The following is a 25664-nucleotide window of genomic DNA, read 5'->3' on the forward strand; positions in this document are numbered from 1 at the left end:
TCACTCTTTCCCCGCTGCGGCGTCAGCGAGCGCGCTGGCCCCACCGACGATCTCGCTGATTTCCTGGGTGATCTCGGCCTGGCGAGCCTGGTTCATCTGCATGGTGAACACGCGGATCAGCTCGTTGGCGTTGTCCGTGGCGGACTTCATCGCGCGACGGCGGGCGGCCTCCTCGGAAGCCGCCGACTCGAGCAGTGCCGTGAAGATGCGGGACTCCACGTAACGCGGCAGCAGCGACTCCAGCACGTCCGCCGCGGTCGGCTCGAACTCGAAGTACGGCGGGATCGCGTCGGTCTCGGACGCCTCGGTCTCCTCGACCTCCAGCGGCAGGATGCGCTTGACCACGACGTTCTGCGTGAGCATCGAGACGAACTCGGTCGAGACGATGTGAATCTCGTCGATCCCGTTGTCGTCCTTGAACGACTCGATCAGCGTCTCGGCGATCTCCTTGGCGTTGCGGTAGGAGGGCGCCCGGGAGAACCCGACCCACTGCCCGCCCATCTCCCGGTTGCGGAAGGAGTGCCAGGTGACACCCTTGCGCCCGGTGACGAACGGCACCACGGAAAGGCCGCGGCTCTCCAGCAGCCCGCGCAGGGCCTCGGCCTCACGCAACACGTTGGCGTTGAAGCCGCCGCAGAAGCCGCTGTCGCTGGTGACGACGAGGACGCCCGCCTTGCTCGGGTTCTCCTTCGCCACGGTCAGCGGATGGTCGACGCTGGCCGCGTTGCTGACGACGCCGGTGACGGCGCGAGTGATCTCACGCTCGTACGGCAGCGCCGCCTGCATCCGCATCTGCGCCTTCACGATCCGCGAGGAGGCGATGAGCTCCTGGGCACGCGTGATCTTGGCCGTCGACTTGACCGACCTGATCCGCCGCCGCAGCAGCCTTAGCTGGGCACCCATGGCCTACTTCTTCTCCGCCGAGCGGACGACCTTGCGGATCTTCTCCTGGCCGACCTCTTCGGCTTCGAGCGGCGCGACCGGCTCGTCCTTGACCAGCAGCTCGCCGGACGAGGTGGTGAAGCCCTTCTTGAACTCCGTGACGGCGTCCTTGAGGGCGGTCACCGTGTCGTCCGACAGATCGTTGGTCTCCCGGATGGCGTCGAAGATGCCCTTGTGGCTCGTCTGCAGGTAGTCGAGGAACTCCGACTCGAAGCGGCGGACGTCCTCCACCGGCACCTCGTCGAGCTCGCCGGTGGTGCCGGCCCAGACCGACACGACCTCACGCTCCACCGAGAACGGGGAGTACTGGGCCTGCTTGAGCAGCTCGGTCAGGCGCTGACCGCGCTCCAGCTGGGCCTTGGACGCCGCGTCCAGGTCGGAGGCGAAGGCCGCGAAGGCCTCCAGGTCGCGATACTGCGACAGCGACAGGCGCAGCGTGCCCGCGACCTTGCGCATCGCCTTGATCTGCGCCGAGCCACCGACTCGGGAGACCGAGATACCGACGTTGATGGCAGGGCGGATACCGGCGTTGAAGTAGTCGGTCTCCAGGAAGCACTGGCCGTCGGTGATGGAGATGACGTTGGTCGGGATGAAGGCCGAGACGTCGTTGCCCTTGGTCTCGATGATCGGCAGACCGGTCATCGAGCCGGCGCCCATGTCGTCGGAGAGCTTGGCGCAGCGCTCCAGCAGACGGGAGTGGAGATAGAACACGTCACCCGGGAAGGCCTCACGGCCCGGCGGGCGGCGTAGCAGCAGCGACACGGCGCGGTAGGCGTCGGCCTGCTTGGTCAGGTCGTCGAAGACGATGAGGACGTGCTTGCCCTGGTACATCCAGTGCTGGCCGATGGCCGAACCGGTGTAGGGGGCGATGTACTTGTAACCAGCCGAGTCGGAGGCCGGGGCGGCCACGATCGTGGTGTATTCGAGCGCGCCCGCCTCTTCCAGGCGAGCCCGCACCTGCGCGATCGTCGAGCCCTTCTGGCCGACCGCGACGTAGACGCAGCGCACCTGCTTCTCCGGGTCACCGGAGGCCCAGTTGTCGCGCTGGTTGAGGATGGTGTCCACGGCGATCGCGGTCTTGCCGGTGCCACGGTCACCGATGATCAGCTGGCGCTGGCCGCGGCCGATCGGCGTCATGGCGTCGATCGCCTTGATGCCGGTCTGCAGCGGCTGCTTCACCGGCTGGCGCTGGACGACCGAGGGGGCCTGGAGCTCAAGGGCGCGCAGGCCCTCGGACTCGATGGCGCCCTTGCCGTCGAGCGGCTTGCCGAGGGGGTCGACCACGCGGCCGAGGAAGGCGTCGCCGACGGGCACGGACAGGACCTCGCCCGTCCGCCGGACCGTCTGGCCCTCCTCAATGTGGCTGAAGTCACCCAGGATGACGACACCGATCTCGCGGGTGTCGAGGTTCAGTGCCAGGCCGCGCGTGCCGTCCTCGAACTCGAGCAGTTCGTTCGCCATCGCCGAGGGAAGGCCGGAGACATGGGCGATGCCGTCGCCACAGTCGACGACGGTCCCGATCTCCTCGCGCGCGGCGCCTTCCGGTTCGTACGCCTGGACGAAGCGCTCAAGCGCGTCCCGGATCTCGTCCGGCCGGATCGTAAGCTCCGCCATCTCTACTCTGTCTCCCTATTCGCCTAGCCGGCCAACCGGCGGCGGACTTCTTCGATTCGTCCCACAATGGTGGTGTCGATGATCTCGTCGCCGATGCGGACCGAGAAGCCACCGAGCACTCGCGGATCCACCTCGACGTTCAGGTGCACGTCGCGACCGTAGGAGGACCGCAGCCACGCCGCCAGGCGTAGCTTCTGCTCCTGGGTCAGGTCGACGGCGCTGCGCACCACCGCGACAAGGCGCTGGCGCTGCTGCGCCACCAACTGGCCGACCTCCTGCAGTCCTGTCTCCAGGCTACGTCCTCTTGGGTGCACTGCCAGCTGCGCGATGAGGCGCAGGCTGGTCGGCGCGACCTTGCCGCCGAGCAGGTCGCGCAGCAGCTGCCGCTTGCCCTCCTCGGGGGCCGCCGCGTCGGTGAGCGCGCGACGGAGGTCGGGGTTGGCGGCGACAACGCGGCCGAAGCGGAAAATCTCGTCCTCGACCTCGTCGAGCGTGCCCTGGCCCTCGGCCTCGGCGGCCGCGGCCACGACTCCGAGCCGCTCCAGGACGTCGCCCAGGTCACCGGCGCGCGACCACCTGGCCGACACCGCGGCCTCGGTGGTGGCGAGGGCGGCCTCGCCGACCTTGCCGTCGAGCAGCGCGCGCACGGTCCGCGCCTTCTGCTCCGCGGCCCTGGCCGGGTCGGACAGCGCACGGCGCAGGCCGTGCTCACGGTCGAGCAGATCGGCGATCGCGAACAGCTCGTCGGAGAGCGTGCCGAGGTCGGCACTGCCGGCGACCGCGTTGAAGCGCTCCTCGACCTCAGCCAGCGAGCTTCTGCTCAGGCCTCTCATTAACGCACCGCCTGCGCGCCGGAGCCTTCAAGCTCGTCGAGGAACCGGTCGACGGTGCGGCGCTGCCTCGCCTCGTCCTCAAGGGACTCGCCGACGATGCGGCTGGCCAGGTCGGTCGACAGGCGGCCGATCTCCGTGCGGAGCTGGGCGAACGCCTGCTGACGGTCGGCCTCGATCTGGGCGTGCGCGGCCTCGACGAGGCGCCGGGCCTCGGCCTGCGCCTCCTCGCGGAGCTCCGCCTTGATCTGCGCGGCCTGCTCGCGAGCCTCCTCGCGAAGACGTGCGGCCTCGTGCCGCGCCTCAGCGAGTTGGTCGCGGTACTGCTGCTGCAGGGCCTGCGCCTCGGCCTGGGCCTCTTCCGCCCTCTTGATGCCACCCTCGATGGCGTCGGTCCGCTCGGCCAGCGTCTTCTGGATCCGCGGGACGAGCATCCTGCCGACGACGAGGACGACGACGAAGAACGCGAAAATACCGACGACGAGCTCGTAGACGTGCGGGATGAGAGGGTTGGCGCCCTCCTCCGCCGCGAGGAGCGTAGCTGCCATAGTCATGGATGCAGCCTTTCGTCAGGGGATTCTTCTGGTCGTCAGATGGCCTGGAAGATGAACGGCGCGACCAGACCGATCAGGGCGAGGGCCTCGGTGAGGACGAAGCCGAGGAGCATGTTCTGCCGGATCAGGCCGTACGCCTCCGGCTGGCGCGCGATGGCCTGCACGCCCTGACCGAAGATGATGCCGACGCCGATGCCGGGGCCGATGGCGGCGAGACCGTAACCGATGGCGGTGACGTTGCCGGAGACCTCAGCGAGAACGCTCATTGCTGTTTTCCTTTACTGGACGGCCGGTGAAGCGGAGTCTCCACCGGTCTGGACTGTTCCGGTCTGTGGGTATCAGTGCTCGGGATGCAGCGAGCCGCCGATGTACATCGCGGCCAGCATCGCGAACAGGAATGCCTGCAGGAACTGGATGAACATCTCGAACCCGGTCAGGATGATCGTCATGACGACGCCGATGACGCCGACACTGGCACCCAGGGGGGTCAGCTTCTCGAACAGGAACCAGAAGCCCACCATGCTGAAGAACGCGAGGAGCATGTGACCCGCGAACATGTTGGCGAACAGTCGCACGGCGTGGGTGAACGGCGCGATGATCATGTTCGACAGGAACTCGATCGGAGCGAGCAGCAGGTAGATCGGCTTGGGCAGCCCCGGGGGGAACATCATGTTCTTGAAGTAGCCGCCCGCCCCCTGGTGCTTGACGCCCAGGTAGACCTTGAGCACGTAGATCGAGAGGGCGAGCACGGCCGGGAAGGCGATGTGCGAGGCCACCGGGAACTGCGCGAGCGGGATGACGCCCATGACGTTCCAGATCAGCACCAGGAAGAAAACGCTCAGCAGCAGGCCCATCCACCGGTCGGCGTCCTTGCCCAGGAAGGGCCGGGCGACCTGGTCGCGGACGAACATGTAGCCGTATTCGGCGACGTTCTGCACGCCCCTGGGGACGATCTTCGGACTGGCGAAGGCCGCCCAGCAGAAACCGATCACGAGGACCGAGCTGAGGAGTGCGAGCAGAACCGGCTTGGTGAACCAGTCGACCCCGGCAATGATGGGGGGCAAGTTGAACAGCTCGTCGGGCATCGGCGCCCCGAACTGATCGTCGGCGAGGACCGTCAGCGCAGTCACGCGGCGTTCCCTTCAACGTCGTAGTGGATCACAAGGGTTTCCTCAGCGAAGCGATCGCTACGTGGGACTAGCGACCGTACTTCCGGTAGACCAGATAGACGGATAGCACGACCCCCAGGACGACGCCTATGGGGAAGAACGCGGACGTGTCGAGCCAACGGTCCAGCAACCAGCCGCCACCGCCATAGATCGCCATCCCGGCGAGCAGGGAGCTGGGGATCGACCAAGCGGCGTTGGCGAAGTCCTGACCGTCGTCTTCCGGTCGGCGTTCCTGTTCGCTCATCGCGGGCCTGACGATAGCAGGAGCGAGGAGGACTAGTCATATCGGACCCCAGCCTTTTACCAGCGACATCAGTCGCTCTTTCCGGGGACCTTGGCTTCGGGGTCGACGTACAGCATCTTCGTTTTCATGAAGGCGCGGACCTCGAAGGCAGTCCAGATGATCGTGCAGACGACGACGGACCAGGCGAAAGCCTTCGTGTTCCACGCCGTGGTGTCACGGAAAGTGACCAACATCACCATGATGACGATCACCTTGACGAGATAACTCCCCATCGCCGCCATGGCCATGATCTGGGGGGACACCCGTGCGGCGTAGCTGATGACCACCACGCTGATACTGAAGAAGACTCCGACGAGCAGCGTGCCCAGCGCCGCGCCGAGCGCTCCCTTGCCTCCGGCGAGCAGGAGGGCCACGACCACGGCGACCACTCCCGCCGCGAGGGTGGGGATCGCGGCGCTCTTGAGGACGCGCACGTCGTTGGCCTGCATCGATGCTCCAGAAACGATTGTCAAGCGAGCGTTTGCTACTCCCAGAGTGTATGCAATGGGAGCCCCTGCTCGTGAAAGATATCACAAGCTCACAGAAGACCGCTTTTACCTGCCGTTTCTAGTTCACGATCATGAACCACCAGGAAAGGCAGGAATGACCGGTTTCGCCTCGGCGCTCGCGCGCTCCTGGGGAGGATCGTCCGCCCGGCGTACCGGCCGCGTGACGTCGGACGCCGGCAGGATGGGCGGCATCGGACCGGTGGGCGGACCGTCGTCGTCGGTCGGCTCCTTGCCACGCGTGGGCGCCCCGCCGCGACCGCGCCAGCGAGGGGCGGCCATCAGCACCAGCACGCCGATCGCGAGCAGGATGACCACGGGGAACAGCAGGACCGGCACTCCCCGCCAGGACATCGCGACGATCCCGAACGCGAACAGGAACGCCCAGGCGTACATGATGAGGACCGAGCGCCGGTGCGAGTGCCCGATGTCCATCAGCCGGTGGTGCAGGTGGCCGCGGTCGGGCGCGAACGGCGACATGCCGTAGGACGTGCGCCGTACGACGGCGGTGATGAGGTCGACCAGCGGCAGCACCAGCACGGCCGCGGGCAGCAGCAGCGGGAGCAGGACCGCGAACTTGTTCATGTCCTCGATGACCGCCGGGTCGAGCGGCGTGACGGTGACGATCGAGGAGGCGAGGACCAGGCCGATCAGCATCGCGCCCGTGTCACCCATGAAGATCTTGGCCGGATGGAAGTTGTGCGGCAGGAAGCCCAGGCAGGTGCCGATGAGAACGGCCGCGATGCCCGCCGTGGTGGTGATGTTGTTGCCGCTGATGCTCTGCGACAGCAGGATCGAGTAGGCCCAGGTCGACATGGCCGCGATGCACACGATCCCGGCCGCCAGCCCGTCGAGCCCGTCGACGAAGTTGACGGCGTTGATGGTGACGACCACGACCAGGATGGTGATGATGGTGCTGAGCGTGTAGTCGAGGCTGGTGGAGCCGCCCCAGTCCTGGGGCAACGGGAGATAGACCAGCCGGAGGTCGTAGTAGACCAGCACCCCGGCCGCCGCGACCTGACCGGCCAGCTTGATGAAGGGGTCCATGCCCCACCAGTCGTCGAGGAAGCCGGTCACGGTGATGATGCCGCCGGCGATGAGCAGCGCCATCACCGGGTCGCCGTCGGCACTGAGCGCCTTACCGGTATGCGCCAGTTCGCTCGCCACCAGCAGGCCCGCCACCAGCCCGCCGTACATCGCCAGCCCGCCCAGCCGAGGCGTGGGTGTGGTGTGCACGTCACGCTCGCGGATCTCCGGAGCGGCCCCGATGCGGATCGCGAAGCGGCGCACCAGCGGAACGAGGAGATACGTCACCGCCGCCGCGACGAGCGCCATGAACAGGTATTCGCGCACGGACCTAGTTTCCCGGATGCTCCGGCCAGCTGTGACCGGAAAACGACACAGACCAGCTTAATATTCGCTGAGATATGGCTGATGGATGGCCAGCAGCGCCGACACCCTCTCCCTGACGTCGGCCGCCGAGCCGGGCCGGAGCACCGCCTGTGCCACCAACGTCCCCACCTCCTTCAGCTCCTGGGGCCCCATCCCCTGGGTTGAGACGCACGGAGTGCCCACGCGGATCCCCGAGGTGACGGCCGGAGGCTCCGGATCATACGGGATGGCGTTGCGGTTCAGCGTGATTCCCGCCGCTGCGCAGCGCCGCTCGGCCTCGGCTCCGGACACGCCCAGCCCGCGCAGGTCGATCAGCGCCAGGTGGGTGTCGGTGCCGCCGCTGACCGGGCGCATGCCCTCCGCCGCCAGCGCGTCGCACAGCGCCCGCGCGTTGGCGACCACCCTGCGCGCGTAGCCGGCGAACTCCGGCCGCATCGCCTCGCCGAACGCCACCGCCTTCGCCGCGATGACATGCATCAGCGGGCCGCCCTGGATGAACGGGAACACCGCCCGGTCGATCCGCGCGGCCAGCTCCGCCGTGCACAGGATGCCCCCGCCGCGCGGTCCGCGCAGCGCTTTGTGCGTGGTGAACGTCACGACGTCCGCGTACGGCACAGCGGACGGGATCGCACCCCCGGCCATCAGCCCGATCGGGTGCGCCACGTCGGCCAGCAACCAGGAGCCCACCTCGTCGGCGATGCCGCGGAAGGCGGAGAAGTCGATCAGCCGCGGATAGGCGGTCGCGCCGCACACGATCAGTTTCGGCTGGTGACGCACCGCCAGGTCCTGGACCTCGTCGTAGTCGATGCGTTCGGTGTCGCGACGGACGCCGTACGACACCACGTTGAACCATCGTCCCGAGAAGTTCACCCTGGAGCCGTGGGTGAGGTGACCGCCGTGCGGCAGCGCCATCGCCAGCATCGTGTCGCCCGGCTGCAGCAACGCCGCGTACGCCGCCAGGTTGGCGGAGGCTCCGGAGTGCGGCTGCACGTTGGCGTGGTCGGCGCCGAACAGCCGCCGGGCCCGGTCGATCGCCAGCCGCTCGGCCCGGTCGACGACCTCGCAGCCGCCGTAGTAACGCCTGCCCGGGTAGCCCTCCGCGTACTTGTTGGTGAGGGTGGAGCCGAGCGCCGCGAGAACGGCGGGCGAGGTGAAGTTCTCGCTCGCGATCAGCTGCAGCCCGTCGCGTTCGCGCTCGAGCTCGTCGAGCAGCACCTGGGCCAGTTCGGGGTCCTCCCGCTGGAGCAGGCCGAAGTCCGGGCCGTAGTAGGGTTGTCCACCCATTTCTCCACTGTACGACCGAGTGTCCGATTTTCCCACAGGTCCATGACGACGCATCGTTCGCCCGGCGTCACATTCCTGATACGTCTCGGTCAGGAGGAGGTCTTCAGGAGGCGTTCAGGAGTAGGCGTTCAGGAGAGCGCGTTCAGGAGAAGGCGTGAGGCGCGCCCGCGGCGCTGGGGATCCAGCGGGGGGTGTCGGCGGCCTCGTCACTGATCGACGTCAGCACCGCCTGGCGGTAGAGGGCGAGCCGCTTGCGCCACTCGCCGATGTCCTCGACGTAGCGGCTCCCCACCGGCGCGTCCCACGTCTGCGGACTCCTGGCCAGCCCGTACGCCTTGTCGAGGGCAGTCGTGAGGCCCTCCAGCAGGGGCAGAGCGGCCTGCCAGGCGTTGACCAGGCGTTGGTACTCGGGATTGAACTCCCAGGCCCTGGGCTGCACGCTGAGCGGATCGGTGCCGGCCGTCGCGGGAGGTCTCTCCCCCGGTCGCATCGGCTGGGGCGCGGGCGGGTCCACGTACATCACTCGCTCCTCTCGCGCGGGCCCGGATCGACCGCGCCGGGCGGACCATCCGGCGCGACATGCCTGGGTGCCCACTCGCCCCTGCCGTACTCACCGGCCGGGACCTCGACTCCGGGCAGGTCCAGCGGCTCGACGTCCCTGGCGTGGGCCATCAGCGTCCTCAGCCCGTCGAGATCGAGCGGCGTCGCCTCGGCGGACACCACATCGCTCCCGTCGTCCGCCCACCTCGTGGCATCGCTCTCCACCCCGGCTCCCCGCCCGTCCCCGTCGCCCTGCCCTGACCTCTCGCCCCCGGCGACCGGCGTGTCCCCGGTTCCGGCGGGCGGAGTCGGATCGATCACCACCGGCTCCCCCTGCTCGGTCCCTCCCCCACCATCACCACCGCGCTCCGGCACCCCATCGCCGTCCGCGCCGGACCCCCGATCGGGCTGGCCACCCGTCTCGCGATCCCCCCGCGCGTCCGGCACACCATCGCCATTCGCATCGGAACCCCGGTCAGGTTGAACACCGGAATCCCGATCCGCCCGCCCGTCAGGCACACCATCGCCGTCCGCGCCGGAACCCCGATCCGGCTGAACACCCGTCTCACGATCCTCCCGCCCGTCGGGGGCGGGATCGCGGTCGGGCGCGGGGTCGGCTGGCGAGCAGCCGTTGCCGGCTGAGCCACCCGGATCGGCTGTTGCGGTGGTGCCACCGGACGGATCTGTGGCTGCGGTGACGCCAGTGGGCGTGTCCGTGAGAGAAGCCGGTGAAGTGTCCACCGGGGTCCCAGGTGCGATCGTGCCGGCTGGGCCGTCCGGCCGGATTTCCCTGGCGGCCCACTCGCCCCTGCCGTACTCCCCTGGCGGAACCTCCACGCCGGGCAGGTCGAGCGGCTGGATGTCACGAGCGTGGTCGACGACCGTCCTCAGCCCGTCCATGTCCAGGGGGCGAACCTCGGCGGAGACCACGTCGTCGCCGTCGTTGGCCCACTTGCCGACGTCCGGCGTGCCGGTGCCGTTGGTGGCGTCAGCAGGCTGGCCGTCGCCGCCCGGGGACGGCATGTCGATCGGCTGGACGTTGTCGATGTTCTCCAGCAGCTCGCGCAGTTGCTCGGCCGTGGGCGGATCGATGGGAACCTGGAGCACCTTGACCCCGTCGACCTCAATGACCTGCGGTCTGTGCGGGTCGGAGTCGTCCGGATGATCCTTGGCCGGGGTGTCCACGCGCTGCCCGTCGGCCTCGGCGCCACGGTCCCGCCTGCTGTCCCGATCGTCATCCTTCGGCTCGTCACCAACCGCCGTATCGTCCCCGGTCTTCGGCACATCGTCCGACCGCCTGGCCTCATCGCCCGTCCTCGCGTCCTCAGACGGCTTGTCCGGCTTCGCGTCGTCACACGCCTTAGAACCGTCCTCTGACGGCTTCCCGTCGTCCCCGGTCTTCGGCGCATCGTCCGACCGCCTGGCCTGATCACCCGTCTTCGCATCCTCAGACGGCTTGTCCGGCTTCGCATCATCCCCGGTCTTCGGCACGTCATCCGACCGCCTGGCCTGATCACCCGTCTTCGCATCCTCAGACGGCTTGTCCGGCTTCGCATCATCCCCGGTCTTCGGCACATCGTCCGACCGCCTGGCCTCATCGCCCGTCCTCGCGTCCTCGGACGGCTTGTCCGGCTTCGCATCATCCCCGGACTTCGGCACGTCATCCGACCGCCTGGCCTGATCACCCGTCTTCGCATCCTCAGACGGCTTGTCCGGCTTCGCATCATCCCCGGTCTTCGGCACATCGTCCGACCGCCTGGCCTCATCGCCCGTCCTCGCGTCCTCGGACGGCTTGTCCGGCTTCGCATCATCCCCGGACTTCGGCACGTCATCCGACCGCCTGGCCTGATCACCCGTCTTCGCATCCTCGGACGGCTTCCCGTCGTCCCTGGTCTTCGAAGCGTCCTCAGCCGGTTTGGTGGGGTCGGTGCGGGGGTTGTCGTCGCGGGAGCGGTCGTCGCGTGGTTCCTTGGGCTCGTCGGCGGGCTTGCCGTCGCCCCCCACCGTGGGGGCGGAGTCGCCCCGGGGCCGGTCGGCCTTCTTCTCCAGCAGCCCCAGCCGGTCGTTGACGTCCTTGACCATGGTGTCGGCGGCCTCGGCGACCTGGACGGGGCGGTGTGTGGTCTGCGTGGCCAGGCCCGCCCGGGTCATGACCTGCGCGACCCGGGCCTCGGTGGCGCGCAGCTGGGTGGCCGCCTGCTTCACCTCGGCCAGCAGTTCGCGGACCAGTTGGGGATCCATGCCGTCGAACTTGCCCATGGGCTACTCCCGGACGTCGTGGCCGCTCCGGGAATCACCGTAGGCATCCGGCGGGCACCACCGCAGCCGGGATAAGCAGACGGTATCGGTCAGTCGTCGGTCGCGACGTAGCCGATGATGCCGCGCAGCTTCTCGACGGGGATCGTCCCGCGCCTCAACAGCCGCGGCACGGCCGAGGTCAGGTCGAGGATCGTCGACGGGGTGTGGTCGGTGGTCTTGCCGCCGTCGAGGTAGACGGCGACCGCGTCGCCCAGCTGCTCATGGGCCTCGTCGGCGGTGACGGCCGCGGGCGCGCCGGAACGGTTGGCGCTGGAGACGGCCATCGGCCCGGTCTCCTTGAGCAGGTCAAGGGCGACCGGGTGGAGCGGCATGCGGATGGCCACGGTGCCCTTGGTGTCGCCCAGGTCCCAGGAGAGCGCCCGGTTGGCCTTCCACACCAGCGTGAGCGGGCCAGGCCAGAACGCGTCGATGAGGTCCTGACCGTAGGGGCCCAGGTCTTCGACGAGGGCGCCGGCCGCGCGCACGGTGCCGACGAGGACGGGCGGCGGCATGTCACGGCCGCGCCCCTTGGCGGCGAGCAGCGCGGTGACCGCCGCGGGGGTGAAGGCGTCGGCGCCGATGCCGTAGACGGTGTCGGTCGGCAGCACGACCAGCTCACCGCGGCGCGCCGCGGCGGCGGCCTCGGTCAGGCCCTCGGCGCGCTGCTCGAGGTCGGTGCAGTCATAGCGTTTGCCCACGCCGTGCATCCTAGTCCTGGCCGAGCCGTGCGGTGACGAAGCGGTCCCTGCGGGTCAGATCCTGGCGCAGGCGTACGTCTCGCCAGCCGTTGTCCTCGGGGAACGTGAGGTAGACCGACCGGCCCTGTTCGTCGGCGTGCTCGACGGCGACCCAGCCGCCGGGGCGCAGCAGGCGCCGGGCGGTGCGCTCGACCGCGCGCACCTCGCCGAGCCCGTCGTCGCCGGTGCCGTAGAGCGCCCGGGACGGGTCGTAGTCGCGCACCTCGGGATCGCGGGGGATCGCGCCGGGCGGGATGTAGGGCGGGTTGGAGATGACCAGGTCGACCTTGCCGTTGAGCTCGGGCAACGCCTCTGCCAGGTCTTCGGGGTGCAGGTGGACGCGCCCCTGGCCGTGCTCCGTGATGTTGCGCTTGGCCCATCCGTAGGCGTCGGGGTCGACCTCGACGGCGTGCACCTCGGCGAGGGCGACCTCCTGGGCGATCGAGAGCGCGATCGCCCCGGAGCCGGTGCCGAGGTCGACGACCAGCGGGGCGGCGACGTCCATCTCGCGCAGCGTCTCGATGGCCCAGCCCGCCATGACCTCGGTCTCGGGGCGCGGCACGAACACGCCCGGCCCCACCTTCAGCTCCAGATAGCGGAAGTAGGCGTGGCCGGTGATGTGCTGCAGAGGTTCGCGGGCCGCGCGCCTGGCGACGCCCTCCCAGAACAGCGCGTCGAAGTCGGCATCCTTGACCGTGTGGAGCTCGCCCCTGCGCACGCCGTGGACGAAGGCCGCGATCTCCTCGGCGTCGGTGCGCGGCGACGGCACACCTGCCTCGGCGAGCCGAGCGGTGGCGAGGACGATCTCGTCCAGCAGAAATGTCATGAGTGTTGTGCGAGCTTCTCCGCCATCTCGGCGTCGATGAGTGCCTGGGTGACGGCGTTGAGCTCACCGTCGAGGACCTGGTCGAGGTTATACGCCTTGAAGCCGACCCGGTGGTCGGAGATGCGGTTTTCGGGGAAGTTGTACGTGCGGACCCGCTCGGAACGGTCGACGGTGCGGACCTGCGACTTGCGCTCGGCCTGCGCCGCGGCGTCGGCCTGCTCCTGGGCGATGGCCAGCAGCCGGGCACGCAGGATGCGCAGCGCCGACTCCTTGTTCTGCAGCTGGCTCTTCTCGTTCTGGCAGGAGACCACGGTGCCCGTGGGCATGTGGGTGATGCGGACCGCCGAGTCGGTGGTGTTGACGCTCTGCCCGCCGGGGCCACTGGAGCGGTAGACGTCGATGCGCAGGTCGTTGGGGTCGACCTGGACGTCGACCTCCTCGGCCTCCGGATAGACGAGCACGCCGGCGGCGCTGGTGTGGATGCGGCCCTGCGACTCGGTGACGGGCACCCGCTGCACGCGGTGGACGCCGCCCTCGAACTTGAGCCTGGACCACACGCCCTCGTCGCCCTTGGCCTTGATCGCGACCGTGACGTCCTTGAATCCGCCGAGGTCGGACGGCTGGCTGTCGATGATCTCGGCCTTCCAGCCGAGCCGCTCGGCGTAGCGGAGATACATGCGCAGCAGATCTCCCGAGAACAGCGCGGACTCCTCACCGCCCTCGCCCGCCTTGATCTCCATGATGATGTCCTTGTCATCATTGGGGTCGCGCGGGATCAGCAGGTGTTTGAGGCGCTCCTCCAGCTGCGGGACGCGCTCCTCCAGCTCGATCGCCTCGGCCGCGAACGCCTCGTCCTCGCCGCTCAGCTCCTTGGCGGCGCTCAGGTCGTCGCGGACGGACTCGAGCTCGCGGTAGGTGTGAATGATCGGGGTGAGCTGGGAGTAGCGCCTGCCGAGGGTGCGTGCCTTGTTCTGGTCGGCGTGCACGGCGGGGTCGGCAAGCTGCAGCTCCAGCTCGGAATACTCCTTGAGCAACTCGTCGAGGTTCACCGTGGGTCCTTCTGTCTGGATGTGGGCGGGCCGTTCACCAACAACGCCGACCCGGCGCACCGTGGTGCGTCCGAGCCGGCGTCGGTGAAGCTACTTGCCCGCGGACTTCTTGCCGAAGCGCTTCTCGAAGCGGGCCACCCGGCCGCCGGTGTCGAGGATCTTCTGCTTGCCGGTGTAGAACGGGTGGCAGGCCGAGCAGACGTCGGCGTGGATGCTGCCGTTCTTGGCAGTGCTGCGGGTGGTGAACGTGTTGCCACAGGTGCAGGTGACCTGGGTCACGTTGTAGTCAGGGTGAATGTCGCGCTTCATCGCTGTCCTTTCGGGGTGCGGTCGCCGGGTCGCCATGTGACGCTCTCGCGTGGGGCGGGAACCGGAACCGCTACGGGTCAGCTACCAGTGTGCCAGACACTGAAACCATCCCAGGCCACGATGCATTCCCTCGCGGGTCGAGTCATGCGAAAGGGGCGGCCGGTGATCCCGGGCCGCCCCTTTCGGGTGGTGCGTCAGTCGCGGTCGTTGCTCACCGTGGTCTTCTGGACCTGCAGGAGGAACTCGGCGTTGGACTTGGTCTCCTTCATCTTCTCCAGGAGAAGCTCCAGAGCCTGCTGCATGTCCAGCGCGTGGAGGACCCTGCGGAGCTTCCAGACGATCTGAAGCTCGTCCTTGGCCATCAGGATCTCTTCCTTACGGGTGCCGGACGCGTCGACGTCCACCGCGGGGAAGATGCGCTTGTCGGCCAGGGAGCGGTTGAGCTTGAGCTCCATGTTGCCGGTGCCCTTGAACTCCTCGAAGATGACCTCGTCCATCTTGGACCCGGTCTCGACCAGGGCCGTGGCGAGGATCGTCAGCGAGCCGCCGTTCTCGATGTTGCGAGCGGCGCCGAAGAAGCGCTTGGGCGGGTAGAGGGCCGTGGAGTCGACACCACCCGACAGGATGCGACCGGACGCCGGGGCCGCCAGGTTGTAGGCGCGGCCGAGACGGGTGATCGAGTCGAGCAGGACGACCACGTCGTGGCCCAGCTCCACCAGGCGCTTGGCCCGCTCGATGGCGAGCTCGGCGACCGTGGTGTGGTCCTCGGCCGGACGGTCGAAGGTCGAGTGGATGACCTCGCCCTTGACCGACCGCTGCATGTCGGTGACCTCTTCGGGCCGCTCGTCCACGAGCACGACCATCAGGTGGCACTCGGGGTTGTTGCGGGTGATCGCGTTGGCGATCGACTGGAGCACCATCGTCTTGCCGGCCTTGGGCGGCGAGACGATGAGACCGCGCTGGCCCTTGCCGATCGGCGAGACGAGGTCGATGATCCGCGTGGTGAGGATGTTCGGCTCGGTCTCGAGGCGCAGGCGCTCCTGCGGGTAGAGCGGGGTGAGCTTGTTGAAGTCGGGCCGGTTGCGGGCCTGCTCCGGGTCCATGCCGTTGACGGTGTCGAGGCGGACCAGGGCGTTGAACTTCTCGCGGCGCTCACCGTCGCGCGGCTGGCGGACGGCGCCGGTGATGACGTCGCCCTTGCGCAGGCCGTTGCGGCGGATCTGGGCGAGCGAGACGTAGACGTCGTTGCTGCCCGGCAGGTAGCCGCTCGTCCTGACGAACGCGTAGTTGTCGAGGATGTCGAGGATGCCGGCGATCGGGATGAGAACGTCGTCCTCGCCGATCACGGGCTCGCTGCTGTCGAAGCGGTCGCGGCCACGGCCACGGTTGCGCTCCCTGAAGCGGCCCCGGCGACCACGGCCGCCGCGGTCGTCGTCGTCGCCCCGCTGGTCGCCCCGCTGGTCATTGCGCTGGTCGCCCCGCTGGTCGGAGCGGCTGCCGGAGTCGACCCGCTGGTCGGAGCGTCCGCCCTCGCCGCGGGAGCCGTCACGGCCACCGTCACGGCCACCGTCACGACCGCCATCGCGACCGCCGTCACGACCGCTGTCGCGGCCACTGTCACGAGCACTGTCACGCCCGCCATCGCGGCCGCTCTCACCACGGTCGTTGCCGGAACGGTCGCCCCGGTCGCGGCGCTCGCCGCGGCTGCGGCGCTCACGCCGGCTCTCGCCACGGTCGCCGCGCGGGTCACCGTGACCGGTGTCGGCGGGCTGAGAGGTCTGCTCGACGACCGGCTCGGCCGGTGCGGCCACGGGCTCAGGCGCGGTGACGACCGGCTCGGCGGCCTGCGCAGCGGGCTCCTCGACGGTCTTGGCGCGGGAGCGTTCCCTGCGGGCACGAGCCGGACGCTCGGTCACGGGCGCCGCCTCGGCGGTGGCCGCGGCCACTGCCGGCGCCTCGGCCACGGGAGCAGGTGCGCTGTCTCCGGAACCGACGCCCTGCTTCTCCTGGATGGCCGCGATGAGCTGGCTCTTCCGCATCCGTCCGGTGCCGCTGATGCCCAGCTCGGCGGCCATCTTCTGCAGCTCGGGCAGCACCTTGGCGGAGAGGCCGGTGCCGGAGCGACGCGCACGGGGCTTGGCCACGGCGCGGGTGGGGGTGTCGCCGGACGCCGGCTGCGCGGGCGAGCCTGGTGCGTCGGAGAGGAGTTCGGTGGTGTCGCTCAACTAAAAGGTCCTTCCCAGGGGTCGGGCCCCGGTTTTGTTCCGCCGGGCGTCCCGGAGGTGCTTGCGATCCGGCGCAGACCGGGTCGGGGTGCACTTTGCGATCTTCGGCCGTCGCTGGGGACGGCCGCCACTCTTGGGGAGGGGCTCGTCCAGGCCGTCACAGGACGGTGACGCGTGGAAGACACCCCCCAGATTGCTGTCGCCAGCCAGATGTCGAGGTGATTCGAACGCGCAAGCCCCCGTCGTCGCCGCCTCACTTTGGGCCAACCGGGTGTGGGCCAACCGGAGGTAACGGATTCCGGGGAGACAGCCGCGCCGCCCACGCCTCACGGCGTGAAGCACAATGCAGCAATGCATGGCTGACAAGCACGCACCCACCAAGGGGGCATCTGGTGCGGCTATCAGCCTAACATCACCAGCGCACACGACTATTCCCTGAAGGTCTAAGTGTCATCAGCGTGTCTCGGGGAACTGAACGTTCGCACCAACCGGGTCGACGTCCATTTGCTGGATGTGCCAGTCATTACCCACTTCTGGCGCGATCAAATCCTGCGAATCCGGTGTCGAAAACGCAAGAACGGTGGGACCCGCCCCCGAGACGACCGCGGGCACGCCCACTGCACGGAGACGTTCTACCAGATCCGCACTCCGCGGCATCGCAGGCGCGCGGTATTCCTGGTGGAGCCGATCTTCCGTCGCGGCCAGCAGTAGCTCGCGATCCGGCATCTGGAGCAACGCCGCGATCAGCAGCGCGGTCCGGCCGGCGTTGAAGGAGGCGTCCTTGTGGGGCACGTCCTTCGGAAGAAGCCCCCGAGCGGTCTCGGTGGCCAGTCGCGTCGCCGGAACGATCACGACGGGCCGGATGCGCGCATCGGGGATTAGTTTCACCATACGCGGTGCGCCCGAGTGCTCGGTCCAGGCGACGGTCAGCCCTCCGGCCAGGCACGGAGCCACGTTGTCGGGGTGGCCCTCCATCTCGGTGGCGAGCGCGAACACCTCGTCGTCCGACAGCTCGCCCTCGCCGGCCAGGGCGCGCGCGGCGAGCAGGCCCGCGCAGATCGCCGCGGACGACGAGCCGAGCCCCCTGGCGTGGGGGATCCGGTTGCGGCAGTGCAGGCGGATCCCGGCGGGCTGCGCCATTGCCATCCGGTCGAACGCCTTGCGCATGGCCTTGACGACCAGATGGCCCTCGCCGAGATCGAGCTCGCCGGCGCCCTCACCCTCGACGGTCACGCGGACGCCCGGCTCACCGGTGAGCGTCGCCTCGACCTCGTCGTGCAGCCCCAGCGCCAGGCCCAGGGAGTCGAACCCGGGCCCCAGATTGGCCGACGTCGCCGGCACGTGGATCACCACGGTGCTCATCGGTCAGACTTCCCTCTCGGTCCGCGATCCCGCGCGCGGCCGAACCACGCCGAGGTCGTGCAGATGGTCGTGCGGATGGGTCGTGCGGATGGGTCGTGCGGACAGGTCGTGCGGACAGGTCGTGCGGATGAACGTCCGGATGACTGTCCGGACGAGTGTCGCCGCGCACGTACGCGGCGTCAGGCGAGGTTGAGCGCGCCCGCCGCGGCCTGGACGTCGACCGGGATCGTGATCGGGGCCGGGGCGCCCGCGATGGCCCAGTCGGGGTCCTTGAGACCGTTGCCGGTGACCGTGCAGACGATGCGCTGGCCGGGCTCGATCAGCCCCCGCGCGTGCGCCTGCAGCAGACCGGCCACGCTGGCCGCCGAGGCGAGCTCGACGAACACGCCCTCCTCCTGGGCCAGCAATTTGTACGCGGCGGCGATCTGGCGGTCGGTCACCGACTGGATGTCGCCGCCCGACTCGTCACGCGCCGCGATGGCGAGCTGCCAGGAGGCCGGGTTGCCGATGCGGATGGCGGTGGCGATCGTGTGGGGATGGGCGACCGGGGCGCCGTTGACGATGGGCGCGGACCCGCTGGCCTGGAAGCCGAACATCCGGGGCGCCTTCGACGACACCCCGTCGGTGAGGTATTCGCGGTAGCCCATCCAGTAGGCGGAGATGTTGCCCGCGTTGCCCACGGGGATGCAGTGGATGTCGGGCGCGTCGCCCAGCGTGTCGACGATCTCGAAGGCGGCGGTCTTCTGGCCCTGGAGCCGGAACGGGTTGACCGAGTTGACCAGCGCGATCGGGTAGCTGGAGGACAGCTTGCGGGTCATCTCCAGGCAGTCGTCGAACGACCCCTCGACCTGCAGCAGGGTGGCTCCGTGGACGAGCGCCTGGGCCAGCTTGCCCATCGCGATCTTGCCCCGCGGCACCAGGACCGCGCAGGTGAGCCCGGCGCGCACCGCGTAGGCGGCGGCCGAGGCCGAGGTGTTGCCGGTGGAGGCGCAGATGACCGCCTTGGCGCCCTCTTCGACGGCCTTGCTGATGGCCATGGTCATGCCACGGTCCTTGAAGCTGCCCGTCGGGTTGGCGCCCTCGACCTTGAGGTGGACGTCACATCCGGTGAGGGCCGAGACACGGTGCGCGGGCACCAGCGGGGTGCCGCCCTCGAGCAGCGTGATGACGGGCGTCTTCGTGGTGACCGGAAGCCGCTCACGGTACTCCTCGATGAGGCCACGCCACGACCTGCTCATGATGACTCCCTACCTGCGTTGTCAGGCACAAAGTGTACGGGGTGCCCGGGAGGGGACGGTCGGCCGGAGGGCCCCGGACCGCCGGGGCGGCGTGGCCATGGTCGGACATGCCGCAATTGAGGAAATTCTCAGCAACTGTCGATAAGGTCGCGCCAGGGGGTCACCATCATGAGCGCGCGTCCCGCGATGACGCAGAACGACTTTTCTCCACTGCAGCCGCCCGAGCTCGGCGCCTGGTCGCCCGCCCTGTCGGTGAGCGTGGTCATTCCGGCGCACGGCGGGCCGCACCTGGAGCTGACGCTGGCCGCGCTGGCCGCCCAGACGTATCCGAGCCACCTGCTGGAGGTGCTGGTCGTCGACGACGGCAGCGAGCCGCCGATCCGGCTGCCGGAGATCAGGCCCGACAACACCCGCGTCGTCAGGACCGAGAGCGGGTGGGGCATCTCCAACGCCGTCAACACCGGCGCCAAAGCGGCCGACGGCGAGATCATCCAGCGGCTCGACGCCGACATGGTGGCCTGCCGGGAGCACATCGAGGCGCTCGCCCGGTGGCACCACCTGACCGACTACCTGGTCACGATCGGGATGAAGAAGTTCGTCGAGGCGCCGTCGCTCACGGCGAACGAGGTGTTCCGGGCGCGGCGGCTGGATGAGCTGTTCGACCTGGACCGGGCGGTGGCGAGCTCCACCGAGGCGACGATCGCCAAGACCGACGGGCTGCGCCGGAGCCGCAATCCCTACCACGTGTGCACGGGGCCGACGTTCGCCCTGCCCCGGGAGGTCTTCCACGCCGTGGGAGGTCTCGACCCGACGGTGGCCCGGGGCGAGGACACCGAGTTCGCCTACCGGCTGGCCATGCACGGGGTGGTGTTCGTCCCCGACCTGGAGGCGCAGGCCGTACACCTCGGGTTGCCGGCGCAGCACCGCGACCGGGAGCGGGCCGTGCGGGTCGTGGAGCCCTACCTCGCGCACCGCGTGCCGCTCCGGCGCGACCTGCGCAAGGATCGCGGGCGGCGGTGGCTGGTCCCGTACGTGGAGATCGTGCTGGACGTGACCGACACCTCCGAGGCGGTCGTGCGGCGGGCGGTGGCGGCGGCGCTCGACGGCAAGCTGCAGGACGTCGCGGTGACGCTGGTGGGGCCGTGGTCGCGGTTGCGTGAGGGGCGGCGCTCGGTGCTCGGCGACCCGTGCTTCGAGCTGCGGCTGATGCGCGACCTGTTCGCGCACGACGAGCGGATCAGGCTGATCGACGAGGCCGCGCCCACGCCCGCGCCGACGCCGTTCCGCTATCGGGGGCCGGTGGACGTGCCGCTGCACCGCGTGACGCTCGAACGCATGGTGGAGACCGTGCAGAAGGACCTGACGGGCGTGCTCGTCGTGGATTTGCCCGACGGCCGCACCGCCCGTCTCGAACGCACCTCCGCCCTGGGGCGCGCGCACCTGCTCGCCGCACCGGACGACGACCTCGACGCCGTCATCGCCACCACCCACGGGGTACGGCACGTGCCGCCGGAGCGCTACTGGCCCCCGGCGGCCCCGGCCGCCGCCACCACGGCGACGCCGGCCGTGACGGTCCCGGTGGCGGCCGCACCGGAGGAGCCGGTCGAGCGGACCCTCCTGGGCCGGCTGAAGTCGGCGCTGCGCACCGGCTGACGGCTCAGCGGCGCCCCTTGCCGAGCGCGCGTTTCACCGTGGTGGACAGGACGACGCGCAACCCCTGCTGGGCGCGCTTGGCAGCGGCGAGCTGGCGGCGCAGGGAGCCGACCTCGCGGCGGAGTTCGACGGCGCTCTTGCGCCACTTGGCCGCCTCGTCGCGCCACTTGGCGACCTGGCCGCGCAGCCGTTCGACCTCCTTGGCCAGCCGCGCGGCCTCTTCCTGAGCCTCCGTCCTGGCGCGCAGGGCGCCGCGACGGCCGAGGACGACGGCGGGCTCGGTGGTGAAGGGGTAGCTCTCGGCCTCCACCCACGACACGCCCGACACGTCGTCGACCGCGTCGTCGAGACACTCCCCCGGCCGGAGCACGATCCGGGCCCTGGCGAAGGCGGAGGCGCGCTCCAGCCGGGCCGTCAGCAGGCCGTCGGCCGACTCCCGCAGCAACACGTTGACCAGGCCGAGGCCCTCGTCGCGGGCCAGGTCGAGGAGCCTGGCCAGGGTGTCCTCACCGGGCACCCAGCCGGAGGGCAGGCGCAGCACGAAGGGGACGGCCGGGTCGGCCTCGTCGGTGGACGCGAACCGCACCCGGCCTTCGTAGCGGTAGTGGCCGTGGATCAGCGCCAGGTCGAGGCCGGGGTCGGTCAGCGGGGCACGGCGCTCGTGGCCGGCCGAGTCCCACGGGCCGACCAGAACGATCGAGAGGTCCGGCACGGTCCCGGCCAGCAGGGCGTCGACCGTGGCGCGTACGGTCTCGTAGCCGGCGGTGCCGTCGAGCAGGACGGTGACGTACGGGACCTTCCACTGGCGTCCGGGGTTGGCGCGCAGCCACCGGTAGGAGGGGATGCGGTCGGCCACGAAGGCGTGGCTCACGCGGTCGATGGGCTGCTTGTCGCGCATCCGCATGGTGGGGCCGAGATGGTAGGCGCGGGCCTCGGGCTCGGGCACGAACACCGCTCCGGCCTGCGCCAGCCGGTAGCCCATCTCGGTGTCCTGGCCGAGGATGAGCTCGTCGTCCATCGGCCCCGCGGCCTCGACCAGCCGGGCGTTGACCGAGGTGGCGCCGCCGACGTGCAGGCTGAACGGCCGCTGCGGGTTGTCGGTGAGGCCGTTGGTCCGCTCCACCAGGTCGATGATCCAGGCGTGCGGCTCGGCCGGCTCGAAGGCCCGCTCCAGGTCGTCGGGCAGCTCGTCGGGCACGGGGGCCTCGGTGAACCTGATGTAGCCGGTCACGACCAGGTAGGGGGCGGTGTGGTGCCAGCGCATGTGCGCCTCGACCGCGCCCGGGGTGAGCAGCACGTCGGAGTCGAGCCAGTGGATGACGTCGCCGGTGGCCGCGGCCAGGCCCGCGTTGCGGGCGGCGGCCCGGCCGGGGGTCTCGCAGACGATCAGCCGGGTGCCGGCCGGGCGCTCGCGGGGCAGCCGCAGCGGCGGCGCGCTGCCGTTGTCCACGACGATGACCTCGGTCAGGTCCTCCGGGTAGGTCTGCCGGGCGAGTGCGGCCAGCACCAGGTCGAGCTTGTCCTGGCCACCGTAGGCGGGCACGATCACGCTGACGCGCAGCGTGGGGTCGTACCCCTCGGGAGGCCGCAGGACGCGGTAGTCGTTGCCGCGGACCCTCATGCGGCTTCCAGCAGGCGGCTCGGGCGGAAGCCCCGCCACTGGTTGGTGGCCACCTTGAGGAAGTGGGCGAGCGGGAGCCGCCAGGTGTGCTCGTCGCTGAGCGTGCGCCGCAGCACGTAGCCGAGGCCGTGGGTGCGGTAGACGCGGGCGCCGGCCTCGGAGGCGGCCTTCAGGAAGTCGCGGTCGACCGCCCGGGGCTGGGCCGGGAATCCGCCGGTGTCGCCGAATCTGGCCCGGGAGAGCAGGATCGTGCCGCCCGCCACGTGGTCGGACCAGACCTCGCTCGGGTAGGCGGCGCCGCTGGCGAACCTGGTGCGCCTGATCGTGGCGTGCAGCGGCTCCAGGTAGAAGAACTCGCCGGCGGTGCCCACGATGTCGGCCCCCGAGTAGCCGGCCGCCATGACCAGGTCGGCGAGGTGGCGGGGGCCGTACCAGTCGTCGTCGTCCCACTTGGCCAGGTAGTCGCCGCTGGCCAGGGCGGCCGCCTGGTTGAGCACCTGGCCGAACGGCACCTCGGCGGGGGCCTCGATCCAGGCCACGGGCAGCGGGCAGTCCTCGACGGCCTGGCGTACCCGTTCGAAGGGCACCCCGTGCAGCCCGAGCAGGACCTCGATCTCGACGTCGCGCTGGCGGGCCATCTGGGTCAGGGCGGCGCCGACCAGCTCGGGACGTCTGGTCGACATGACGACGCTGATCGAGGGGATGTGGCCGGAACGATGGGCGAGGCGGCGCAGGCGCACGCTGTGCTCCTCGCGCCGCAGGTCGGCCAGCGAGCGCACGGTGCCGTCGGCGGCGTGGTCGAGCCAGGAACGGTCGGTGAGCAGATCGGCCAGGTCGGCGGGCACCCAGCCGGGCGCGGTGGGGGTGGTCAGGGGCACGCCGGCGGCGGCGAGCCGGGTGAGCCCGTCGAGGGGCACCGCGTCGCCGGGCCACTCGATCTCGAGGCCGCGCAGCGGGCGGAGCGCGCCGGGGTCGGGCGGCTGCCCGTCGACCTGCCAGCCGGCCTCGCTCCAGTGCAGGCGGGCGAGCCCCTTCTCCGGCGTGCGTGTGAAGCCGCAAGGGGTGACGGACATAGGTGTGGTGCTCCTCGACCGGCAGGGACTCAGTCGGCGCCTACCTTACGCCGGTTTACTGGCACGTAGGCCGCGAGTCCACCTTCATGCCGGAAAGCGCTGCAGGTCGGGGCGGAAGCAATTCCCAGTTATCACACAGGAACTTATGGCACGGTAGTGGCGAATGTTGCTTAGGGTGTCAATATCCCCTGACGCCGGTTTAGTCATGTCTATGGAAGGTATGCGCGGATGCTCTCGCCCCGCCGACTGGCAGCGGTCGCCGCGATCCTCGGTGTCGTGGTCGTGGCCGCTCTCGTGGTGCTGCTGCTCGGAGACCTGATCACCTGGGCCGCCGCGGGAGCCATCGCGGCGTCCCTGATCGCTCTGGCCGCCCTCTCCGTGCTCGTGCTCATCGTGCGCCGCCTCGACGGAAAGGCGCAGCGCATGGATCAGCGGATCAAAAAGCACGAAGCCGGGCTCGCCAAGGTCACCACCGCGCTCGGCCGGATCGAGTCGAGGCTGGACCGTCTGGCCGCCGCCGTCGAGCAGTCGGCCACGCGGCGCGACGACGACCTGGGCGCGATCCTCGCCTCTCTCGGCGAGGACCGGGTGAACGCCATCACCCGCGCGCGAGAGGTGGAGGAACTGCGCCAGGAGGTCCGTGCCCTGGCCAAGGGCGGGGTATGACCAAGATCAGGCACAACGATTATGGTTCGCTCCGGCCGCCCGCGATCGGGAGCTGGAATCCGATCTTGACCCTTTCTGTGGTCATCCCCGCCTACGACTGTCAGGCGGAGCTCGGCCGCACCATGGCCGCGCTGGCGCGTCAGACCTACCCCGCCGAGCTGACCGAGGTGGTCGTGGCCGACGACGGCAGCGAGCCGCCGATCGAGCCCCGCGACGTGCCCGGCGCACGGATCGTACGGGTGCGGGACGGCTGGGGCCGCGGCGCCGCCCGTCAGACCGGACAGCTCGCCGCCACCGGTGACGTGATCCACTGGCTCGACGCGGACATGATCCTGGACGACGACCACCTCGAAGCCCACATGCGCTGGCACCACCTGATCGACCACGCGGTCGTGATCGGTGAGACCCGCTTCGTCGAAACCCTGGACGAACAGGGCGTCCAGACCGAGTACACCCGCCGAACGCTCGAAACGACCCGGATGCTCAAGGACGCCGGCGCGAGTGCGTACCTCCTGCACACCGGGGCCTCCACTTCGGTCCGGGCCGGCCTGCTGCGCGCGGCGGGCGGCGTCGACCCGCGCCTGGACATGGCCGAGGACACCGAGCTGGGCTACCGGCTGGCGCAGGCCGGAGCGGTGTTCATCCCCGACCCCCAGGCCCGGGGCCGGCACCTCGGCCCGTCCACGGTCATGCGCCGGGAGAAGGACGTCCACCGGCACAACTGGTCGTTCCTCGGCGACCTCGTCCCCGACCTGCGCTGGCTGCGCAAACACCCACGACGGCACTGGCTCGTGCCCTACGTGCGGGTCGTCGTGACGGCCACCGGCTACGAGGAGACGCGCGCCTGCGTGGACGCGGCGCTCGCGGGCACCCTCGACGACATCGGCGTCACGGTCGCCGGGCCCTGGGGGCGGCTGACCGGCGGGCGCCGCGCCAGCCTCGACGAGCCCCTGCTCGACCTGCGCCTCATCCACAACCTCTACCGTCACGAGCCGCGCGTCACCTTCGCCGAGACCGCGCCCGTCTCCGCGGCCCCCTCCCCGTTCCTGCTCACGCTCCCGCCCGGCTGGGCGCCGGGCGCCGACACGCTCTCCCGGCTCGTACGGCTCGCCGAGCCCGGCCTGCTGGGCCTCGTCTGCGCCGTCCTGGCCGAGTCGGCCGACGGCGTGGTGACGGCCCGGCTGGAACGCACCGCGGCGTTCTCCCGGGCCGCGTTCTTCCCCGGAGCGGCCGACGACCTGGTGGACGAGATGTTCGGCTCGATCTGGGTGAGCGGCGAGGAGTACGGGATCGTTCCCGCGGCCGAGACCGAGACCGCGTCGGGCGACGCGGTCAAGTGGCGCGCGGTGGCCGCACAGCGGCGGGACGAGGTGAAGGCGTTGCGGGCGGAGGTCGAGCGGCTGTCGGCGGAGGTGGAACGGCTGTCCGCCGAGCCTGTCACCGAGGGGCGGCGGCTCAGCTCACTCCTGCGGCACCTGAGGAGCACGGGTTGA

24 protein-coding genes are annotated in these 25664 nt (G+C 70.0%); 3 read left to right on the top strand and 21 right to left on the bottom strand.

All coding sequences use genetic code 11. The annotated features are described in order from the left end of the window. The 19 genes from AC5L3X_RS08965 to thrC form a co-directional block, all read right to left on the bottom strand. Window positions 1-903 (bottom strand): F0F1 ATP synthase subunit gamma, encoded by a 903-nt coding sequence (locus AC5L3X_RS08965; protein WP_189126111.1) that lies wholly within the window; start codon window positions 901-903, stop codon window positions 1-3. A 3-nt stretch (window positions 904-906) separates the two neighbouring features. Continuing rightward, a complete protein-coding gene (atpA, locus tag AC5L3X_RS08970; protein WP_494856281.1) occupies window positions 907-2556 on the bottom strand; it encodes a F0F1 ATP synthase subunit alpha in 1650 nt (549 codons plus the stop codon). 23 nt (window positions 2557-2579) lie between these two features. Next, a complete protein-coding gene (locus tag AC5L3X_RS08975; protein ID WP_494856282.1) occupies window positions 2580-3389 on the bottom strand; it encodes a F0F1 ATP synthase subunit delta in 810 nt (269 codons plus the stop codon). Next, window positions 3389-3940, bottom strand: a complete 552-nt coding sequence (locus AC5L3X_RS08980; protein ID WP_494856283.1) for a F0F1 ATP synthase subunit B — start codon at window positions 3938-3940, stop codon at window positions 3389-3391. The genes AC5L3X_RS08975 and AC5L3X_RS08980 overlap by 1 nt, the downstream gene beginning before the upstream one ends. Window positions 3941-3975: 35 nt before the next feature. Then, entirely contained in the window at window positions 3976-4206 is a 231-nt protein-coding gene (gene atpE / locus AC5L3X_RS08985) for an ATP synthase F0 subunit C (protein WP_132595523.1), read from the bottom strand. Window positions 4207-4278: 72 nt separating this feature from the next. Further along, window positions 4279-5070, bottom strand: a complete 792-nt coding sequence (gene atpB, locus AC5L3X_RS08990; protein WP_494856284.1) for a F0F1 ATP synthase subunit A — start codon at window positions 5068-5070, stop codon at window positions 4279-4281. Between the two features lie 67 nt (window positions 5071-5137). Then, entirely contained in the window at window positions 5138-5353 is a 216-nt protein-coding gene (locus AC5L3X_RS08995) for an AtpZ/AtpI family protein (RefSeq protein ID WP_189126105.1), read from the bottom strand. 68 nt (window positions 5354-5421) lie between these two features. Next, window positions 5422-5841, bottom strand: a complete 420-nt coding sequence (locus tag AC5L3X_RS09000) for a Cg1360 family ATP-synthase-associated protein (RefSeq protein ID WP_494856285.1) — start codon at window positions 5839-5841, stop codon at window positions 5422-5424. A gap of 129 nt (window positions 5842-5970) precedes the next feature. Then, window positions 5971-7251 carry a glycosyltransferase family 4 protein gene (locus AC5L3X_RS09005; protein WP_494856287.1) on the bottom strand — a complete coding sequence of 427 codons (1281 nt, stop codon included), beginning with the start codon at window positions 7249-7251 and terminating at the stop codon, window positions 5971-5973. A 57-nt stretch (window positions 7252-7308) separates the two neighbouring features. Next, on the bottom strand, window positions 7309-8574 hold the full coding sequence (gene glyA / locus AC5L3X_RS09010; RefSeq protein WP_494856288.1) for a serine hydroxymethyltransferase: 1266 nt from the start codon (window positions 8572-8574) through the stop codon (window positions 7309-7311). A gap of 142 nt (window positions 8575-8716) precedes the next feature. Further along, window positions 8717-9094 carry a hypothetical protein gene (locus AC5L3X_RS09015; RefSeq protein WP_189126101.1) on the bottom strand — a complete coding sequence of 126 codons (378 nt, stop codon included), beginning with the start codon at window positions 9092-9094 and terminating at the stop codon, window positions 8717-8719. Then, window positions 9094-11373, bottom strand: coding sequence for a hypothetical protein (locus AC5L3X_RS09020; protein WP_494856289.1), 2280 nt, complete (start codon window positions 11371-11373; stop codon window positions 9094-9096). Before AC5L3X_RS09020 ends, AC5L3X_RS09015 begins: the two co-directional genes overlap by 1 nt. An 89-nt stretch (window positions 11374-11462) precedes the next feature. Further along, window positions 11463-12110: an L-threonylcarbamoyladenylate synthase gene (locus tag AC5L3X_RS09025; RefSeq protein WP_189126099.1), complete on the bottom strand. Its 648-nt coding sequence runs from the start codon at window positions 12108-12110 to the stop codon at window positions 11463-11465. Window positions 12111-12120: 10 nt separating this feature from the next. After that, window positions 12121-12975: a peptide chain release factor N(5)-glutamine methyltransferase gene (gene prmC, locus AC5L3X_RS09030; RefSeq protein ID WP_494856292.1), complete on the bottom strand. Its 855-nt coding sequence runs from the start codon at window positions 12973-12975 to the stop codon at window positions 12121-12123. Further along, the gene (prfA, locus tag AC5L3X_RS09035) at window positions 12972-14024 is read right to left on the bottom strand and encodes a peptide chain release factor 1 (protein WP_189126097.1); all 1053 of its coding nucleotides are present in this window, start codon (window positions 14022-14024) and stop codon (window positions 12972-12974) included. Before prfA ends, prmC begins: the two co-directional genes overlap by 4 nt. A 90-nt stretch (window positions 14025-14114) precedes the next feature. Beyond that, window positions 14115-14333 (bottom strand): 50S ribosomal protein L31, encoded by a 219-nt coding sequence (gene rpmE / locus AC5L3X_RS09040; RefSeq protein WP_189126096.1) that lies wholly within the window; start codon window positions 14331-14333, stop codon window positions 14115-14117. A 194-nt stretch (window positions 14334-14527) separates the two neighbouring features. After that, on the bottom strand, window positions 14528-16558 hold the full coding sequence (rho, locus tag AC5L3X_RS09045) for a transcription termination factor Rho (RefSeq protein WP_494856294.1): 2031 nt from the start codon (window positions 16556-16558) through the stop codon (window positions 14528-14530). Window positions 16559-17011: 453 nt separating this feature from the next. Then, entirely contained in the window at window positions 17012-17920 is a 909-nt protein-coding gene (gene thrB / locus AC5L3X_RS09050) for a homoserine kinase (protein ID WP_494856296.1), read from the bottom strand. Window positions 17921-18099: 179 nt separating this feature from the next. Continuing rightward, the gene (gene thrC, locus AC5L3X_RS09055; protein WP_494856297.1) at window positions 18100-19158 is read right to left on the bottom strand and encodes a threonine synthase; all 1059 of its coding nucleotides are present in this window, start codon (window positions 19156-19158) and stop codon (window positions 18100-18102) included. 168 nt (window positions 19159-19326) lie between these two features. Here thrC and AC5L3X_RS09060 point away from each other — a divergent pair, with 168 nt between their 5' ends. After that, entirely contained in the window at window positions 19327-20811 is a 1485-nt protein-coding gene (locus AC5L3X_RS09060; protein WP_494856299.1) for a glycosyltransferase family 2 protein, read from the top strand. Window positions 20812-20815: 4 nt separating this feature from the next. Here the strand turns inward: AC5L3X_RS09060 and AC5L3X_RS09065 are convergent, their stop codons facing one another. Beyond that, on the bottom strand, window positions 20816-22432 hold the full coding sequence (locus AC5L3X_RS09065; protein WP_494856301.1) for a glycosyltransferase: 1617 nt from the start codon (window positions 22430-22432) through the stop codon (window positions 20816-20818). Continuing rightward, window positions 22429-23505 (bottom strand): glycosyltransferase family 2 protein, encoded by a 1077-nt coding sequence (locus tag AC5L3X_RS09070; protein ID WP_494856302.1) that lies wholly within the window; start codon window positions 23503-23505, stop codon window positions 22429-22431. The genes AC5L3X_RS09065 and AC5L3X_RS09070 overlap by 4 nt, the downstream gene beginning before the upstream one ends. Before the next feature lie 228 nt (window positions 23506-23733). Here AC5L3X_RS09070 and AC5L3X_RS09075 point away from each other — a divergent pair, with 228 nt between their 5' ends. Next, on the top strand, window positions 23734-24171 hold the full coding sequence (locus AC5L3X_RS09075; protein ID WP_494856303.1) for a hypothetical protein: 438 nt from the start codon (window positions 23734-23736) through the stop codon (window positions 24169-24171). A 65-nt stretch (window positions 24172-24236) separates the two neighbouring features. After that, window positions 24237-25664, top strand: a complete 1428-nt coding sequence (locus AC5L3X_RS09080) for a glycosyltransferase family 2 protein (RefSeq protein WP_494856304.1) — start codon at window positions 24237-24239, stop codon at window positions 25662-25664.

It is taken from the genome of Nonomuraea sp. CX421 (genome assembly GCF_059358955.1).

Excerpts from the sequence above, each read along its gene's own strand:
- AC5L3X_RS08965 (WP_189126111.1), bottom strand. The coding sequence starts at position 903 with ATGGGTGCCCAGCTAAGGCTGCTGCGGCGGCGGATCAGGTCGGTCAAG.
- atpA (WP_494856281.1), bottom strand. The coding sequence starts at position 2,556 with ATGGCGGAGCTTACGATCCGGCCGGACGAGATCCGGGACGCGCTTGAG.
- AC5L3X_RS08975 (WP_494856282.1), bottom strand. The coding sequence starts at position 3,389 with ATGAGAGGCCTGAGCAGAAGCTCGCTGGCTGAGGTCGAGGAGCGCTTC.
- AC5L3X_RS08980 (WP_494856283.1), bottom strand. The coding sequence starts at position 3,940 with ATGACTATGGCAGCTACGCTCCTCGCGGCGGAGGAGGGCGCCAACCCT.
- atpE (WP_132595523.1), bottom strand. The coding sequence starts at position 4,206 with ATGAGCGTTCTCGCTGAGGTCTCCGGCAACGTCACCGCCATCGGTTAC.
- AC5L3X_RS08995 (WP_189126105.1), bottom strand. The coding sequence starts at position 5,353 with ATGAGCGAACAGGAACGCCGACCGGAAGACGACGGTCAGGACTTCGCC.
- AC5L3X_RS09000 (WP_494856285.1), bottom strand. The coding sequence starts at position 5,841 with ATGCAGGCCAACGACGTGCGCGTCCTCAAGAGCGCCGCGATCCCCACC.
- glyA (WP_494856288.1), bottom strand. The coding sequence starts at position 8,574 with ATGGGTGGACAACCCTACTACGGCCCGGACTTCGGCCTGCTCCAGCGG.
- AC5L3X_RS09015 (WP_189126101.1), bottom strand. The coding sequence starts at position 9,094 with ATGTACGTGGACCCGCCCGCGCCCCAGCCGATGCGACCGGGGGAGAGA.
- AC5L3X_RS09020 (WP_494856289.1), bottom strand. The coding sequence starts at position 11,373 with ATGGGCAAGTTCGACGGCATGGATCCCCAACTGGTCCGCGAACTGCTG.
- prmC (WP_494856292.1), bottom strand. The coding sequence starts at position 12,975 with ATGACATTTCTGCTGGACGAGATCGTCCTCGCCACCGCTCGGCTCGCC.
- rpmE (WP_189126096.1), bottom strand. The coding sequence starts at position 14,333 with ATGAAGCGCGACATTCACCCTGACTACAACGTGACCCAGGTCACCTGC.
- thrB (WP_494856296.1), bottom strand. The coding sequence starts at position 17,920 with ATGAGCACCGTGGTGATCCACGTGCCGGCGACGTCGGCCAATCTGGGG.
- thrC (WP_494856297.1), bottom strand. The coding sequence starts at position 19,158 with ATGAGCAGGTCGTGGCGTGGCCTCATCGAGGAGTACCGTGAGCGGCTT.
- AC5L3X_RS09060 (WP_494856299.1), top strand. The coding sequence starts at position 19,327 with ATGAGCGCGCGTCCCGCGATGACGCAGAACGACTTTTCTCCACTGCAG.
- AC5L3X_RS09065 (WP_494856301.1), bottom strand. The coding sequence starts at position 22,432 with ATGAGGGTCCGCGGCAACGACTACCGCGTCCTGCGGCCTCCCGAGGGG.
- AC5L3X_RS09070 (WP_494856302.1), bottom strand. The coding sequence starts at position 23,505 with ATGTCCGTCACCCCTTGCGGCTTCACACGCACGCCGGAGAAGGGGCTC.
- AC5L3X_RS09075 (WP_494856303.1), top strand. The coding sequence starts at position 23,734 with ATGCTCTCGCCCCGCCGACTGGCAGCGGTCGCCGCGATCCTCGGTGTC.